At 70.9% G+C, this 16,181-nt stretch carries 12 protein-coding genes and 1 pseudogene; 9 read left to right on the top strand and 4 right to left on the bottom strand.

What is annotated here, in order from left to right:
* Together E1264_RS10720 and E1264_RS10715 are read right to left on the bottom strand one after the other, a co-directional pair.
* A partial coding sequence (locus tag E1264_RS10720) for a M24 family metallopeptidase (RefSeq protein WP_132172172.1) occupies nucleotides 1–1,269 on the bottom strand: 1,269 nt, incomplete at its 3' end.
* Nucleotides 1,270–1,617: 348 nt separating this feature from the next.
* Complete coding sequence (locus tag E1264_RS10715; RefSeq protein WP_207935842.1) at nucleotides 1,618–2,241, bottom strand: MarR family transcriptional regulator; 624 nt, start codon at nucleotides 2,239–2,241, stop codon at nucleotides 1,618–1,620.
* 296 nt (nucleotides 2,242–2,537) lie between these two features.
* On the opposite strand from E1264_RS10715, the gene E1264_RS10710 reads away from it, so the two are divergent.
* From E1264_RS10710 to E1264_RS10675, 8 genes and pseudogenes are all read left to right on the top strand, one after another.
* On the top strand, nucleotides 2,538–3,470 hold the full coding sequence (locus E1264_RS10710) for a VOC family protein (protein WP_132172170.1): 933 nt from the start codon (nucleotides 2,538–2,540) through the stop codon (nucleotides 3,468–3,470).
* Nucleotides 3,467–4,288: an aspartate dehydrogenase domain-containing protein gene (locus E1264_RS10705; RefSeq protein ID WP_207935841.1), complete on the top strand. Its 822-nt coding sequence runs from the start codon at nucleotides 3,467–3,469 to the stop codon at nucleotides 4,286–4,288. Before E1264_RS10710 ends, E1264_RS10705 begins: the two co-directional genes overlap by 4 nt.
* Complete coding sequence (locus E1264_RS10700; RefSeq protein WP_132172168.1) at nucleotides 4,289–5,107, top strand: alpha/beta fold hydrolase; 819 nt, start codon at nucleotides 4,289–4,291, stop codon at nucleotides 5,105–5,107.
* Complete coding sequence (locus tag E1264_RS10695; protein WP_132172166.1) at nucleotides 5,104–5,610, top strand: cupin domain-containing protein; 507 nt, start codon at nucleotides 5,104–5,106, stop codon at nucleotides 5,608–5,610. The genes E1264_RS10700 and E1264_RS10695 overlap by 4 nt, the downstream gene beginning before the upstream one ends.
* An 8-nt stretch (nucleotides 5,611–5,618) precedes the next feature.
* On the top strand, nucleotides 5,619–6,407 hold the full coding sequence (locus E1264_RS10690; protein ID WP_132172164.1) for an SDR family oxidoreductase: 789 nt from the start codon (nucleotides 5,619–5,621) through the stop codon (nucleotides 6,405–6,407).
* A 36-nt stretch (nucleotides 6,408–6,443) separates the two neighbouring features.
* Entirely contained in the window at nucleotides 6,444–8,087 is a 1,644-nt protein-coding gene (locus E1264_RS10685) for a thiamine pyrophosphate-binding protein (protein ID WP_132172162.1), read from the top strand.
* Entirely contained in the window at nucleotides 8,084–9,586 is a 1,503-nt protein-coding gene (locus E1264_RS45215; protein WP_132172160.1) for an aldehyde dehydrogenase family protein, read from the top strand. Before E1264_RS10685 ends, E1264_RS45215 begins: the two co-directional genes overlap by 4 nt.
* A pseudogene (locus E1264_RS10675) lies at nucleotides 9,553–10,731 on the top strand (FAD-dependent monooxygenase); the annotation flags it as partial. The gene E1264_RS45215 and the pseudogene E1264_RS10675, both read left to right, overlap by 34 nt.
* Before the next feature lie 40 nt (nucleotides 10,732–10,771).
* On the opposite strand, the gene E1264_RS10670 reads toward E1264_RS10675, so the two are convergent.
* Nucleotides 10,772–10,963 carry a DUF5988 family protein gene (locus E1264_RS10670; protein WP_132172156.1) on the bottom strand — a complete coding sequence of 64 codons (192 nt, stop codon included), beginning with the start codon at nucleotides 10,961–10,963 and terminating at the stop codon, nucleotides 10,772–10,774.
* 50 nt (nucleotides 10,964–11,013) lie between these two features.
* On the bottom strand, nucleotides 11,014–11,700 hold the full coding sequence (locus tag E1264_RS10665) for an acyl carrier protein (protein ID WP_165964115.1): 687 nt from the start codon (nucleotides 11,698–11,700) through the stop codon (nucleotides 11,014–11,016).
* A gap of 1,231 nt (nucleotides 11,701–12,931) precedes the next feature.
* Here E1264_RS10665 and E1264_RS10660 point away from each other — a divergent pair.
* Complete coding sequence (locus tag E1264_RS10660; protein ID WP_132172152.1) at nucleotides 12,932–15,547, top strand: hypothetical protein; 2,616 nt, start codon at nucleotides 12,932–12,934, stop codon at nucleotides 15,545–15,547.
* Nucleotides 15,548–16,181 lie beyond the last annotated feature (634 nt).

The raw sequence follows: 16,181 nt of genomic DNA, 5'->3' as shown, positions 1-16,181 counted from the left end.
GTTGAGGCGCGTGGAGACGGTGTTGAACTCGCGGCAGCCGGTCTCGGTCGCCGCGACGACGCCGCCGACGATCGCGCCGTGTCGGCCGAGCCGGGCGTCGGGCTGCAGCGAGAAGGTCATGCCCGGCTGGATCTCGAAGTCGAAGAACGGCCCCGCGTGCCCGTCGGCGTGCGGGTACGCGTCGGCGAACGAGGGGACGTTCTCGCGGATGCCGAGGCCCGAGCCGCCCCCGGACAGCAGCGGGTTCAGGGACGCGAGCTGCGGGGTCAGGTGCCACATCCCCGCCTCGGTGAGGGGCTCCTCCATGGCCGCGCAGACGCCGGCGAACGTGGCGCCCGGCCGCATCGCCGCCAGCCCGGCCTCGTAGCTGGCGCGGGCCACCTCGGCGCAGCGCAGCGTCTCGGCGGGCGGGGTACCGACCGTGAAGCTCATGTTGACGTGGGTGTTCAGCTCGGCGTAGTTCGGAAAGATCTCCGCCCACACCATGTCGGCGGACCCGAGGACGCGGGCGGGCTCGGGACGGGTCAGCCACGTCGGCTCGCCCCACGCGTAGTTGTCCAGCCCGGTCTGGAAGAGCATCCACGTCACGCGCATCCCGCGGCGGAGCATCGCGGCGATGCCCTCGGCGTACAGGGCGGTCTCGTCCACGCCGGGCCGTGCCGCCGCCATCATCGCCTCGATCGCCGCGTCCCCGGCGGCGGCCGCGGTGGCGAGATGCTCCAGGTCCTCGTCGCTGCGCCGCGCCATGACCAGGCCGTAGTCGCGGGTGACGTCGACGAGTTCGGCGTCGGGGAGGCGTTCGCTGACGGCGTCCCAGACCGGCTTGGACACCCATCCGCCCGGGTAGAAGGGCGAGCCGTAGCCGGCGCCGATCACGCCGAGCCGGCCGGACGCGAGCCCTTTCTCGCGGACGATCGCGGGCAGCAGCTCGGGGCCGGGGCCGACGCGGATGTCGTCGATCCAGGTCTCCAGCCCGCGCTCGCGGGTGAGCATGTGCTGCGCCGCGACCTGGGCCGCGAAGGCGACCATCGTGGGCTCGCCCTCGCGGGGGACGACGAAGTGCTGGTAGCGGCGGTCGCGGAACAGGTACTGGCCCGCGTCGTAGCGGTCGCTGCGGTCGGCACCGAAGACCAGCAGGGCGTCGAGTCCCTGTTCGTCCATGAACTCGCGGGTGCGGCGCATCCGGAACGCGCGCTCGTCGTGCGCGCGTCCGGGGCCGTCCGCCGCGGTGTCCTTCGAGGCGGTCCCGGCGATGATCTGGGTCGGCACGAATGCTCCTTTCGTGGTCCTCCGTGCGGCCGATGGCGGGCCGGGCGGGCCCGGCGGTGCATGCCGGGCGGCGTCTGGCGCGCCCGCCGGCCGAGCCGGCGGCGAGGGCTGTGACCTGCTGGTCGACCGAACGTTGCCGTGACCATAGACCGCGCTATCTCACCTACGCAAGACTTAGGTCATTAAAGCTTTGTGCTGAGTTATTGACGTGTAGACGGTCTGCGGCTGGGGTCGGAGGCCGCGGCTGCAGAGTATGCCCAGTTCAGAGGGGTGTTTCAGGATATGCGGCGCGGGTCGCGCGTGCACCGCCGGGTACGCGGGCGGCGCTCGACCGCGTGCGGGGCAGGGTCAGCTCAGCTCGCGGAGCCGGTGCTCGAGTTTGCGGAGGAGCCGGGCGAGTTCCTCCTGCTCCTCGGCGGTGAGCGTGTCGAGCATCTGGCGCTCGCGCTCGAGATGGACGTCGATGATCCGGTCGATGAGCGCGAACCCGGCCGGCGTCAGCTCGGCGAACACGCTCCTGCGGTCGTCGGTCGACCGGACGCGGCGGATCAGCCCATCGCGCTCCATGCGGTCGAGCCGCATGGTCATGCCGCCCGAGGTGAGCAGCGACGAGGCCGCCAGCTCCCGCGCGGTCTTGCGGTAGGGCGGCCCCATCCGGCGCAGCGCGGCCAGCACGTCGAAGATCGACTGGTTGATCGAGTACTCGTCGTACAGCCGGTTGGACAGGTTGCGGACCAGCAGGCCGCAGCGGTTGACGCGGCCGAGGACGGCGATGCTGCCCGGGTCGAGGCCCGGCCGTTCGGCCCGCCATTCGGCGACGATCCGCTCGACCTCGTCGGGCTCGGCGGCGCCCACCTCCGGCCCCGGCGCGTCCGGGGCCTGCTCGGCGCCGGCCGGGACGTCGCGGGTGGAGGCGCCTCCGGTCGTGCGGGACGTCTCGTCCGCGGAACGCTTGCCGGTTCGTCGGGTCACGCGCGTGCCTGTCTAGGTATCTGAGCCGGGGAGGATCGGGCGCCAACGATAACAGTCCGGGACCGTGAAACAAAGCTTAGATAGAAGCTTTACTGTCCTTAGCGTTCTTAGCCAGGTCGGCCGGACGGCCGCCCGGCGGCGCCGCGGGCGTGCGATGGCGCTGCCAACACCGCTGCTCTGCGAGGTCATGGCCAGCCCGCCGGACCATGGCGGACTCCCGCGTCGACTTCCACGGGAGACTTGACCCAATTTGCCTTAGTGCTTAATGATTAAGCTCTGAGTCAACCGGAGGTGTCATGGACCAGCCCGTCGTACGACTCCACTCGCTGCGCTCGGTGCAGCTGAGCGTGCCGGACGTGGCCGCCTGCACGGACTTCTACAGCGAGGTCTGGGGGCTCTCGGTCGTCGAGCACGGCACCGACGACGCGTGGCTGCGCGGCACCGGCCCCGACCACCACGTGCTCCAGCTCTCCCGGGCGGAGCGCAACGCGCTCGGCCGGATCAGCTTCGCGGTGCGCACCCCGGCCGAGATCGACGAGGCAGGCCGCCGTCTCCGCGCGCGCGGGGTGCCCCTGCTGCGCGAGCCCGGCCCGCTCGACGATGCCGGCGGCGGCTACGGGCTGCAGCTGGTGGACCCCGAGGGCCGCCGCATCGAACTCAGCTGCGACGTGCACGCCGTCACCCCGATGAGCCGCGACCGGGCCGTGCCGGTGGGCGTCACGCACGTGGTGCTCAACACCGTCGACATCGACGCCGCCGTCGCCTTCTACACCGAGGTGCTCGGGATGCGGGTCTCCGACTGGTCGGAGCACCAGATGGCCTTCCTGCGCTGCAACAGCGACCACCACAGCATCGCCTTCAACCAGGCGGCGTGGACCTCGGTCAACCACGTCGCCTACGAGATGGCGTCGATGGACCACTTCATGCGCGGCGTCGGCTCGCTCAAGCACCACGGCATCACGCCGCTGTGGGGGCCCGGGCGGCACGGTCCCGGCAACAACACCTTCTCCTACTTCGCCGACCCGGCCGGCCTGGTGTGCGAGTACACCTCCGACGTCGCGCAGGTCGTCGAGGACCAGTGGCTGTGCCGCGTCTGGCGGCGCGTGCCCGAGCTGGCCGACCTGTGGGGGACGGCGGGCCCGCCGTCGCGGGAGGTCCGCGCGCACATGGCGGGCGTCGAGGACCGCGGCGTGTTCGCCGACGCGCCGGAGCGGGTGACCGCGCCGTGAGCCGCGCCGCAAGCATCGTCCGGCGCGACGGTTCGGCGCGCGTGGCGGTGATCGGCGGGGGCGCCATCGGCGGCGCCGTGATCTCGGCTCTCCGCGAGGGACGCCTGCCCGGGGTCGAGCCCGTCGCGCTGGTGGACGACCGCCCGGTCCAGGGAGCCGGAGTTCCGCAGGTAGACCTGGCGACGGCGCTCGACCGCGCCGACGTGGTCGTCGAGTGCGCCGGGCAGGCGGTCGTGGCACAGAGCGCCGCCGGCATCCTCGACCATGGTGTCGACCTGCTCGTCACGTCGGTCGGCGCGCTCTGCGATCCGGCGGTGGCGGACGCCGTCGCCGCCGCCGGGCCCGGCCGCCTCCTGCTCACCTCCGGGGCGGCCGGCGGCCTCGACATCCTCTCCGCGGCCGCCGCCCAGGCACCGCTGACCCGCGTCGCGGTGACCACCGCCAAGCTGCCCGCCACGCTCGTCCAGCCGTGGATGGACGGCCCGGCCGCCGCCCGGCTGCGCGGGACCGACCGGCCCGTGGAGGTGTTCACCGGCGGCGCGCGCGAGGCGGCACGCCTGTTCCCGCGCTCGCTCAACCTCGCCGCGACGGTCGGATGGGCCGTGGGCGACCTCGACCTGGTCGAGGTGCGGCTGATGGCCGATCCCTCGGCCGCGCTGACCCGGCACCTCATCGAGGCCGAAGGGCCCAGCGGCGCCTACCGCTTCGAGATCCAGAACCTTCCCTCTCCGGAGAACCCGCGCACCAGCGGCGTGGTGCCCTATGCCGTCCTCCGCTCGCTCGCCGCGCTCGCCGGCCGTCCCAGCGGGGTGATCTGAGTGGCCGTGTCCTTCCGCCGGTCCGGTCGCGGGCCGGGAGCCCTCCTGCTGCACGGGATCGGGTCGTCGTCCGCCTCCTTCGCGCCCCAGCTGGACGCCCTCGGCGACGTCCTGACCATGGTCGCCTGGAACGCGCCGGGCTATGCCGGATCGCCCGGCCCGGCGCGGTCCCCCGGCCTCGACGGGTACGTCGAGGAGGCCGCCGGCCTGCTGCGCGCCGAGCTCGGCCCGGGCCCGGCCCACGTGGTCGGGGTGTCGTGGGGAGGCGTCATCGCCCTGCGCATGGCGGCGACCAGGCCCGACCTGGTCCGCAGCCTCACCGTCATCGGCGCCAGCCTCGGCTCCGGGACCACCCCCGAACGTGCCGCGCAGATGCGGGAGCGGCCGGCCGACCTGGCGCGCCTCGGTCCCGAGGGGTTCGCGCGCGAGCGCGGCCCCCGGCTGCTGTCACCGGACGCCAGAGCGGAACTGGTGGAGACCGTCGTTACCACCATGGCGGAAGCGGTGCGCCTCCCGGGGTACGCCGCCGCCGCCGAGGCGATGGCCTCGGCCGATCTGCGCGGCGACCTGCCCCGGATCTCGGCACCGGCCCTCGTCCTCGCGGGCGCCGAGGACACCGTCACCGGACCCGAGCGGGCCCGCGAGATCGCGGCCGGGATTCCCGGCACCGCCCTGGTGACGGTGCCCGGCGCCGGTCATCTCGCCAATCAGGAGCGGCCCGCGATCGTCAACGCCTGGCTGCGCGCCTTCACCGGGATCGCCGACCGGCTCGGCCGTGAAGCCCCAGATGTCAGCAACGAACGGAAGGAAGCGTCATGACCCTGCGATACGAGGACTCCGACCTCGCCGCCTTCACCGACTCCCTCATCCTCACCAAGGCCACGCGCCACGAGGACTGGGACACCCTCGGCTTCCAGGCGAAGGCCGGCGACCAGTTCCGCCGCGCGCAGATCCGGTACGTCGGCTCCGGAGCCACCGGCAATCACGAGGGCGACCGCCGCACGATCCCGTCGCAGGGCTTCACCTTCTCCAACATGCTGCTGCCGCCGGGCGCGGAGGGCCCCGAGCACACCCACCACGACGCCGAAGAGGCCTTCTTCGTGCTCGAAGGCGAGATCGAGGTGGGCATCCACCGGGACGGCCAGGTGGAGAAGCGCACGCTCGGCTACCGCGACATGATCGTGGTCCCGCCGGGCACGCCGCGCAGCCTGAAGAACAACGGGGACACCGACGCCCTCTTCTGCGTGATCATCGGCACGCGGAAGCCGCAGGTGCCGACCTACCCCGAGACCTCCGCCATGCACGGCGTCTTGCGGGACTGACCCGCCCCATGGACCTGCTGTTGCGTGACCGCACCTACCTCGTGACGGGCGGCAGCTCGGGTGTCGGGTTCGCCACCACCGGCCTGCTCCTGGCCGAGGGCGCCCGCGTCGTCACCTGCGGACGCCGGGCCGGCGAACTCCGATCGGCCGTGGAACGCCTGGACGCACCGGCGGGACGGTTGCTCGCCGTCCCGTGCGACGTCCGCGACCCCGCGGCCGTGGAGGCGATGGTGGGCGAGGCCGTGGACGCCTTCGGCGGGCTCGACGGCGTGGTCAACAACGCCGGGCAGTCGCGCATGGCCGGGCTCGACGACGTCGTCCTCGACGACTTCCGCGACGAGTTCGACCTGAAGTTCGGCAGCGTCCTGAACGTCCTCGGGAGCGCGCTGCCCTGGCTGGAGAGGTCGCCGGTCGCCGCGGCCGTCAACGTCAACGCGGTGCTGGCCAAGCAGCCGGAGCCGCGCCTGGTCACCACCTCGGCGGCGCGCGCCGGCCTGCTCAACCTGACCAAGTCGATGGCGATCGAGTACGCCGCGCGCGGCATCCGCGTCAACTCTGTCTGCCTGGGCCTGGTCGACACGGGGCAGTGGCGCCGCCGCCATGACGCGCTCGGCACGGACGAGACGTACGAGGCGTGGGAGCGCCGGCTGGCCGCCGACCGGGGCATCGCGCTCGGCCGCTTCGGCACCGCCGGGGAGGTGGCATCGGCCATCGCCTTCCTGCTGTCGCCGCGCGCGTCCTACGTCACCGGCGCCGCGCTCGACGTCTGCGGGGGCGTCGCCCGCGGCCTGTTCTGACCGGAAACCGATGCGAACCCCGACAGGAGAGACACCATGACCGCGAGGAACGGCGGCGACCTGCTGGTCGACGTGCTGCGGCGATTCGACGTCGACACGGTCTTCGGCGTGGTGAGCGTGCACAACCTGCCGCTGGTCGAGGCCGTCGACCGGGAGCTGCGGTTCGTCCCGGTGCGGCACGAGGCGACCGCGGTCAACGCGGCCGACGGGTACGCCCGCGCCCGCGCCGGGCTCGGATGCGCGCTCACCAGCACCGGGACGGGAGCGGGCAACGCGGCCGGTTCGCTGGTCGAATCGTTGAGCTCCGGCACGTCGGTACTGCACGTGACCGGCCAGATCGACACGCCCTACCTCGGCTCGGGACGCGGATTCATCCACGAGACCAAGGACCAGCCGGGCATGCTGGCCGCGGTCTCCAAGGCCGCGACCACGATCGGCGGCGCGGCGACGGCCGGCGAGATCCTCCAGCGCGCCGCGCGGACCGCGCTCGCGGCCCCCGGCGGGCCGGTGAGCGTGGAGTGGCCGATCGACCTGCAGTACGCCGAGCACGGCCCGCTTCCCGCGCCGCCCCGCGCCCCGGAGACGGCGGCCCCCGATCCGGACGCGGTCGTGGAGGTCGCCCGCCTCGTGGGCGCCGCGGAGCGTCCCGCGATCTGGGCGGGCGGCGGGGCCGCGCGGGCCGGGGGGCCTCTGCGCCGCCTCACGGAGACGCTCGGGGCGGCCCTGTTCACGAGCAACTCCGGACGCGGCGCGGTACCGGAGGACCACGAACTCTGCGTCGGGAACTACGCCACCGCCCCAGCGGGCCGGGCACTGCTGGCCGAGGCGGACCTGCTGCTCAGCGTCGGCACCCACTTCCGCTCCAACGAGACGGCCGACTACACCCTGTCCGTGCCGGAGCGGCACGTGCAGGTGGACCTCGACCCGGCGGCCATCGGCCGGGTGTTCCCCGTGACCCTCGGCCTCGCCGCCGAGGCCGCCGCCTTCCTGGACGCGCTGGTCACGCTGCTGGAGGCCGGCGGGGCCGAGCTGCGGGCGGCGTGGGCCGAGCGCGTCCGCGCGACGCGTGCCGCCGTGCGCGAGAACCAGCGGGCCGGACTCGGCGAGCACGCCGCCTTCCCCGACGCGCTCCGCAAGGCGCTGCCGCGCGAGGCCGTGATCGCGCGCGACGTCACGATCGCGTCGAGCTCGTGGGGCAACCGGCTGCTGGAGATCCACGACCCGCGCACCAACGTCTTCCCGCGGGGCGGCGGGATCGGGCAGGGCCTCGGCATGGCGATCGGCGCCGCCGCGGCCCGCCCGGACCTGCCCACCGTCGCGATCGTCGGCGACGGCGGGCTCGCGGTGCACTTCGGCGAGCTGATGACGCTGGCGCAGGAGTCGCCCTGGCTGGTCCTGCTGGTCTTCAACGACCGCGGCTACGGCGTGCTGCGCAACATGCAGGACGCGATGCGCCGCCCGCGTGCCGGCGTCGACCTCGCCACCCCCGACTTCCGCGCGGTGTGCGAGGGCCTCGGCCTGCCGTACCTCCGCGTCGCCGATCCCGGTTCCGTCGCGCCCGCGCTGGAGCAGGCCGTGGCTCGCCCGGGCCCGGTGCTGGTCGAGATCGACCTCGCGTCGTACCCGCCCATGCCGAAGCCCTTCACCCCGCCCGTGCACGTCCCTGGAGAGCCGTCGTGACCGACCCCCTCGTCCAATCCACCGGATCCCGGCTCGCCCCGGCGGGCCGCATCCTCGTCGGGGGGGAGTGGGTCGAAGGCCACGGCGCCGAGCTCGTCTCCCACGACCCCGCCGACGGCACGGTCGTCGCCCGCCTGCCCGCGGCGGCACCCGTCGACGTCGACACCGCCGTGCGACGCGGTGAGGCCGCCCGGTCGGCGCGGGCTTGGCGGGATCTGCTGCCCCACCAGCGGGCCCGCTACCTCGTCCGCACCGCGGACCTGATCGAGGAACGGGCCGAGCAGCTCGCGGTCCTCCAGAGCCGCGACAACGGCAAGCCGCTCGCCGAGACCCGCGCCCTCGTCGCCAGCGCCGCCGGGACGTTCCGGTACGTGGCCGCCGTCCTGGAATGCCAGGAGGGGGCGATCCCGCCGTCCAGGGGCGACCACCTCGCCTTCTCGGTGCACGAGCCGATCGGCGTGGTCGCCGCGATCACCCCCTGGAACAGCCCGATCGCGTCCGAGGCGCAGAAGGTCGCGCCCGCCCTGGCCGCGGGCAACGCCGTCGTGGTCAAGCCCGCGGCGTGGACGCCGCTCCTCGCGCTCGAACTCGGGGCCCTGCTGCTCGAAGCCGGTGTGCCGGAGGGGCTGGTGAGCGTGCTCCCGGGGCCGGGCGGCACGGTCGGCCAGGCGCTCGTGGAGCATCCGGGCGTGGGTCACGTGTCGTTCACCGGCGGCACCGGCACCGGCCGGGCGCTGGCCGCGACGGCGGCCACCCGCCTGAAGACGACGTCGCTGGAGCTCGGCGGCAAGTCGCCCACGATCGTCCTGCCCGACGCCGACCTGGACGTGGCGGTCAACGGCGTCCTGTTCGGCGTGTTCAGCTCGCAGGGGCAGTCCTGCATCGCGGGGTCGCGGCTGTTCGTCCACGACGCGGTGTACGACGACGTGGTCTCGCGCATCGCGGAGAAGGCCGACCGGCTGCGCGTCGGCCATCCCCGCGCCGAGGGCACCCAGCTCGGCCCGCTCATCACGGCGTCGCACCGGGACTCCGTCGAGGGGTACATCGCGGACGGCGTCGCCGCAGGCGGTGTCGTGCGGGCGGGCGGGGCGCGGCCCTCCGACCCGTCTCTCCAGGCGGGAAGCTACCTGCGTCCGACCGTCATCGAGGGGCTCGGGCCCGGCGCGCGGGTGGTGCGCGAGGAGATCTTCGGGCCGGTCCTGGTCGCGCTGCGCTTCCGCGACGAGGACGACCTGGTGGCCGCGGCCAACGACACGGCGTACGGGCTGGCCTGCGGCATCTGGACCCGTGACTTCCCGCGGGCATGGCGGCTGGCACGCGCGATCGAGGCCGGGACGGTCTGGATCAACACCTACAAGCAGCTGTCCATCGCCACCCCGTTCGGCGGCGTGAAGGACAGCGGCTCGTCGCGGGAGAAGGGGCTCGGCGCCATCCGCGCCTACCAGCGGCAGAAGAGCATCTACATGGGCATGTCCGGCCCGATCGCCTGGGCGGACTGAACCAAGGAGAACAGTTGAGCCAGCACATCGGCATCGTCGGCGGCGGCATCGGCGGCCTCACCGCCGCCATCGCCCTCCGCGGCCTCGGCCACAAGGTCACGGTGTTCGAGCAGGCCCCGGAGTTCGGCTATGTGGGGGCGGACATCAACCTCACCCCCAACGCCGTCCGCGCCCTCGACGGGCTCGGCGTCGGCGACGCCGTCCGGGAGACCGCCGCCCGGCCCACGCACCGGATCAGCCGCACCTGGGACACCGGTGAGGAGACCTCGCGGCTGGAGATGGGCGACACGGCCGAGCGGAAGTACGGCGCTCCCCAGCTGACCATCCACCGCGCCGACCTGCTCACCGCCCTGGAGCAGGCGCTGCCGCCGGACGTGATCCGGCACGGCCACCGGCTGACCGCGCTCGACGGGCGGCCGGACGCCGGGGCACCGGTCCGGCTGGCCTTCGAGCACGGCGCGGGCGCCGAGGTCGACGCCGCGGTCGGCGCGGACGGCATCCACTCCAGCGTGCGCACCGTGCTCTTCGGCAAGGAGAACCCGGAGTTCACCGGGGTCGTCGCGTACCGCGCCGTCGTCCCCGCCGACCGGCTGGACGTGCCGAACCTCGGCGCGTTCACCAAGTGGTGGGGACCGGACCCGGCGACGCAGATCGTCACCTTCCCGCTCAACCGGGGCAAGGACACCTTCATCTTCGCGACCACGCCCCAGGAGAGCTGGACGGAGGAGTCGTGGACGGCGCCGGGCGACGTCGAGGAACTGCGAGCGAGCTACGACACGTTCCACCCGGAGGCGCGCGCTCTGCTCGACGCCTGCGACTCGGTGCTCAAGTCCGCGCTCTACGTGCGCGATCCGCTGCCGCGGTGGTCGGAGGGCAGAGCCACCCTCCTCGGCGACGCGGCGCACCCGATGATGCCGTTCATGGCCCAGGGCGCGGCGATGGCCATCGAGGACGGCGTCGTCCTCGCACGCGCGGTCGCCGGACGCCCCGGCGACGTCGAGGGCGCGCTCAAGGCCTACGAGGCCGCCCGGCTGCCGCGAACCGGCCGGATCCAGATCGGCTCGCGCGGCAACACCTGGCTCAAGTCCACCGCGGACGCCGACTGGGTCTACGCGTACGACGCATGGAACGTCCCCCTGACATGAGCGGCACGCGGTTCCCGCGCAAGGGCGCCTCGTGGACAGGTCATCCGGCGATCCGGGTTCGGTAGGACCATTGGTAGACGGGCAGCCCGTCCTCGTGACGGCCGGTCGGCTCGAAGTGCTCGTAGCCGCCGCAGCGCGGGATGGTGATCTTGTCCGTGCCGGGGCGGGTGGTGCGGCGGCCGTTTAGGGATTCGGGGCCGCCTTTGAGCCAGACCGCGGTGGTGTCGGGCATCGCGGTCAGTCCTTGTCGGGTTGGTCGATGTCGGTGAACCGGTCCAGGACCTAACCGGTGAGGGCGGTGACGCTCGGGTGCGTCCACATGATCGTGCGGGGGATGTCGAGGCCGGTGTCGCGCTGGATGCGGTTGCGCAGTTCCAGCGCGGTCAGGGAGTCCTGGGCCGCGCGTTCCGGGGGCAGGTTCAGCACGGTGGCGGCATGGTCGGCGATGCGGGCCTCCAGCAGGGTGCGGCGGTCCCGGTCGTCGGGTGTCCGGCCCAGCTCGGCAAGCAGGGTGTCACCGTCCGCCGAGGCGACGCCGGCCGCCGTGACGCCAGCGAAGAAGGCGACCTGAGCCACGTGGGCGACGCCGAGTTCGCGCAGGAAGTCGCGCTTGTCCTCGGTGCCGGCGGTGGCCAGGACCTCGGCGTCGTCACCTCCCTGGAGATCGAGGCCGCCGAGGTCGGCGACGTCGTCCTGGCCGTCTTCCTCCACGACGCGTCCGACACCGCCGGCTTCCTCCAACGCTGGGGCGAACTGGTCGAGAGCAACCTGCGGCAACTGACGGCGTTCCTCACCCTCACCCGCCAGGGCGGCGCCATGGTCGCCCAGACCCTCGTCATGTGGTCGGACGCCGACACCGGCGCGGCCGTCACCGCCCTGGAACCCTTCCTCGACCTCGCCCCCGCCCTCCGCTGCCAGGCCCAGGTCACCCCCTACGCGCAGGTCATGGCACGCGCCCACAACCCGCACCGCGGGCAAGGTGGCGGGCACCGCAAGCTACACCCACGGTCCGCGCTCGTCCCGCACCTCGACGACCGCACCGCCAAGGCGCTGGCCGCGATGTTCGACAACGGGCACTGCCGCCTGAGTATCCGCCTGCCCTACTGGCCCCATTGGTCGGGGGCAGGCGGCACTCGCATCCCACCCAGGATGAATCTGCCCGGACAAACTCTCGGGCAGAGGATGATCCGTCCGGCGCCACCAACGCTGTTCGGTCCTGAGTGGGCCTCGGTGAAGGTCGGGTTCAGACCTCCTCGGACGTTCGTCCCGCCGTCTCAACCAGGCGGGCGAGGTGGATCCGTTCGTTCAACCGCTCCACTGCGCTGTGGCTCTGCGCCTCGATCTCGGCGAGCCTCTTCCCCGCCGCCACAATCCGGGCACGGTGGATCATCGTCTCGGACGGGCGCCTTGCTCTTCCCTTCCCTGTCAGGCAGGGACCGCTGGTCACGCCGCACTGGGGACACTTCAGTGTCAACACGAGGGCCCGAGTCCGCGGCCTCCTTGAAGACCTCGGGTACCACGGAGGCGTAGACGTCAACGTGAAGGACGACCGTCCATGGCCGAGCGTCTCTCCTGACCACCTTCATCTCGACTCCGACGGCCAGGGAGAGTGTGGCAGCCCGGTGGCGCAATTCGTGAGGGCGTCAAGGTTGTCGACCACCACGGCCGAGCCCCAGACCTTGCCGGAAAGGCGCAAGGGATGCCGGGAGGACCACGCCCAAAGCGCGTCGCGCTAGCTCTGTGCGGTCGACCGACACGACGCCGCCCCCAAAGTGGCACATCCTACGCAGGGCCCACTGCTCACGACAGCCCGTCTGAGCGCTGTGGTCCACCATCCACTCCCTCGAACACCGAGCCCGATGAAGATGGAATCAGCTCCTTGTCAAAGATGACATAGGGATGATTGGCCTGTAATAATGACAGCCCGTCGCCTTAATGACGTACCCTGAAAACCATACAGGCCCATCGCGGCAGCCTACTAGCAGGTTCCCGCAGGCATGCTGAAACTTCACATACCTTCTTGACCGAACTCGTTCGCCGTATTGGCGGATGTCAAGAGAAGAGATCGAGCTTGCTCGTCTGACCACTGGACATGAATGTCAAATAGCGACAATTTGCTCGTCTTCAGATAATAACCTTCGCAGGTGAACAGAACGGAACACTTGCTATAGGCCTGGGTCGTCACCATGGAGGTTTTCGCATGGTCGCCAATCCGTACATACGTGACGTTGTGAAGGTCGGTACTCGGCTACAAGAATTCTGCCAGAAGGCCGGCGCCGGGCCCATTTTCCTGCTGGGTCGGCGGGTCGAACATGACCCAGGGGTCAATCTGCGGATCACTAAAGGGCACCTGATCATCGTTGCCGACGTTTATGACGGCACGAATGGGATGATCGACGCGCGCGGGGTCGACGGTGTCGGCTCCTCCGATCCGGGCCGGCGAGGGGGCGACGGCGAGCCCGGTGCGTCGGTGACAGTGATGTGCCGCCGGTCGATCAACGCGCACGTCAGCGCTGTGGGAGGCACCGGGGCCGGAGGCAGTACGGGTGCAAATGGCACGCCAGGGGTTGACGGGTATAGCACCCCGGAGCAACAGGTCTTTGTCCCGGAGGAGCCGTGGAATCCGACTTCTACTACCGGAGAATATGTGTTGAAGCCGAGTGAGATCCGTCCCGGAACCCCGGGCGGCAATGGCGGTCCTGGCGGCGACGGCGGTACAGGCGGTAAAGGTGGCACGATCACCTTCACCAGCATCGTCGACGACACGGAGCCGATTCTTGACGCCAGCTCCGGCAGCGGCGGACCAGGGGCTCCGGGAGGGGTGGCGGGCGCCAACGGTGTATACAGCGAGGGTACGCCGGTCGATGGACAACCCGGAACGGACGGCGCTCCGGGCGTCGATGGGCAGATCAACTACACCAATGTCGCCGAGGCCGACTATCCGGCCGGGCTGCGACCCCTACTCGACAGTACCGGGCCATCCTACGCGAACTACTGGGCTCCGTTCCGAATTATTACCGGCGACTACTTCTATCACAAGTACAACCGGAGTGTGCCGGAGCGGCGTGAGTACGCCCGGCTTGCCGCCATCGAATTCGAGCGAGCACTCGAACTCCAACCCGACAATGTGGATGCCAAGCGCCTCCAAGAGCAGCTCGTGGGCTACCCGTCGGATGAAGACGCTGTCTGGGTGGGCGGGGGAAACAATGCACTCGGCCTTCCGCACGATCTCGATTTGCTGCCCAGCTTCAATGAATACAACTACGCGTTCACAAGCTTCGGGACGCTGGTGCTGGACTTTCTCAACAGGGGCGTCGGCACGATCATCCTAGGAGGGATGTCCTACCGACTGTCCGAATTCGTGAAGCTGCAGCATCAGGAGGCACTTGCAGCGCGCGACAACTGCAAGGACGACCTCGAAATCGCCGAATCGGAACAGCAACTGGCGGGTGACGAGGTCGACTACGCGCAGCAAATGCTGGACCAGGCGACGAGCGATATCCGCAAGGCCCTGGAGGAGCTGCAACGGCAGAATCGCTCGCCAACCGTTGGCATCGGCGACATCATCGGCTCATTCGCCGAGGTCGCCGGCGCGGTCATAGCCGTGGCGACGGCGGTGCCGACCGGTGGCGTCAGCCTTGTGGCCTTGGTTCCCCACATGGCTACGCTGGCCAACTCGCTGATCACCAATTCAGAGCCGATCGTCAAGGCGATGCTCGCGGGCGAAATCGCCGACACCAAAGCGGTCAAGGATGCCTATGAGGCCGTCGACAAGGATGTGTCGGCCGTCATCGGGGCCGGCAGGTCGATCGTCAACTTCATCACCATCGCGCAAAGGCTCAGCCAGGCGCAGACGGCCGCCGATAATTCCAAATATATGGCCCTGGTCAGACGTGGCACGGAGCTCACCCACCAACTTCTGCTTGCCCAGAGCCGCGCGGCGATCGCCCAGCAGCGCGTCGACGCGAGCCAAGCCCGACTTACCCGCACGGAGGGGCTCGTAAAGCAAGCAAAGGCACTAGAGCGCGACATGAAGTTGGACGCCGATTCCATCACGCGCGCGGGGATGTTGGCGATCGCCACCGCCCAGTCGAAGGCCGACGCATTGCTGAGCTTCGCGTTTCGGGCACAGCGATCGGTGGAGATATACACGCTGAAGAACGAGGAGCAACACCTCTTCCTCGACGCCGGCCTGATCAGCCCAGATGACGCACAAGACTACTACGAAGGAGATATCAGTGGACCTGAGCTCGTGCAGAAGCTCGAGGAGTCGTGGGCGCATATTCTCAAGCCGCTCGAAATACAGATGGACTACACCTCCTACTTCAGTCTGCAGCACGATCAGGACACGATCAGGCGATCGTTCACGTCCGCCGATCCGCAGTTGAGCGACCTCAAGACGCGGCATCAGTTCGCGTTCCGGGTCGACGCGTCCAAGATTCCAGCCGGCCATTCTGACGCGAAGATCAGGAGCGTGCGGCTGGCGCTCGTTGGAGCGTCGCACCCGGCTGGGGAGGTCTCGTGCGAGGTGCGGCATGGCGGGATCTACGAGCAGCGGCGGTCCGACAACACCATCGCAATCCAACTGTTGCAGCCACGTATCAGCACCCGGCCTGCCACGACAACACCACTCGCACCCGACCAGGGGCTCGGTGACGACCCGCCTCTGACCGCCCCGCAATCACTGGCGTTCTGGGGCCGAGGCGTGGGCGGGGACTGGCAGATCACGATCCCGCAGGAGCAATTCGACTCGGGCTTGGACCTCAGCACACTGACGGAGATCCAGGTCTGGATCCGGTACCAGTTCATCCGTTGACGGCGGCGGCATGACGGCCCGATCGCCGCGGAATTTCGGCGGCGGCCGATGCGCCGCAGCAGAAGCCGCACAACCTCGCCAGCGCTGCCAATGAGTCCCCGGAAACATGGCGGCGACACGGCTTTGAGATCGACTCGGCCGCGCTCGGCAACGCCAGGTCTTGGACCAGATCAACGAGCGGGACCCTACCGACGTGGAACAGCTGACACTGCCAGACCACCAAAAGCGCCCACCAGCACCGCTGGGCCGCCGCACCTCCGAAACGCCGAGGCAGAGCACTGGCCATGGTCTCGGGCGGCCTCACACTGGCGAAGGCGCTGGGACCGCCTGGCCCAAGGACCTCCCCACCGCCTCCCTGAGCGGCTCGCGACAGGCGGCCCTGCCACTACACCCCGGGCCGCATCAAGCCCATCATCGCGACGATCGCCGACCTGCCCGACTGACCGGCGGCCGCGGACCCCGGCATGCCCGGGAAGCGGCGCGGCCTACCGGGCCCGCGGCCGCCGCTGCAGCAGAACGTCGTAGGCTGCGACGGAGGCAGCGGACGAGTGTAGGGCGGAGCGACGGCGAGGCGGGCCTGCCGCGCGTCCTCGGCCAGAGCGTCGGCGCGGGTGGCGCGGCGGGCGCGGTGCGA

The organism is Actinomadura sp. KC216, from assembly GCF_004348535.1.
Lineage (GTDB): Bacteria > Actinomycetota > Actinomycetes > Streptosporangiales > Streptosporangiaceae > Spirillospora.
Note: the sequence above shows the minus strand (reverse complement) of the source record. Positions and strands in the feature narration are given on the sequence as shown.

What these genes read in the sequence shown, in the direction of transcription:
- E1264_RS10660 (WP_132172152.1), top strand. Translation starts at nt 12,932, where the DNA reads ATGGTCGCCAATCCGTACATACGTGACGTTGTGAAGGTCGGTACTCGG.
- E1264_RS10685 (WP_132172162.1), top strand. Translation starts at nt 6,444, where the DNA reads ATGACCGCGAGGAACGGCGGCGACCTGCTGGTCGACGTGCTGCGGCGA.
- E1264_RS10710 (WP_132172170.1), top strand. Translation starts at nt 2,538, where the DNA reads ATGGACCAGCCCGTCGTACGACTCCACTCGCTGCGCTCGGTGCAGCTG.
- E1264_RS10690 (WP_132172164.1), top strand. Translation starts at nt 5,619, where the DNA reads ATGGACCTGCTGTTGCGTGACCGCACCTACCTCGTGACGGGCGGCAGC.
- E1264_RS10695 (WP_132172166.1), top strand. Translation starts at nt 5,104, where the DNA reads ATGACCCTGCGATACGAGGACTCCGACCTCGCCGCCTTCACCGACTCC.
- E1264_RS10670 (WP_132172156.1), bottom strand. Translation starts at nt 10,963, where the DNA reads ATGCCCGACACCACCGCGGTCTGGCTCAAAGGCGGCCCCGAATCCCTA.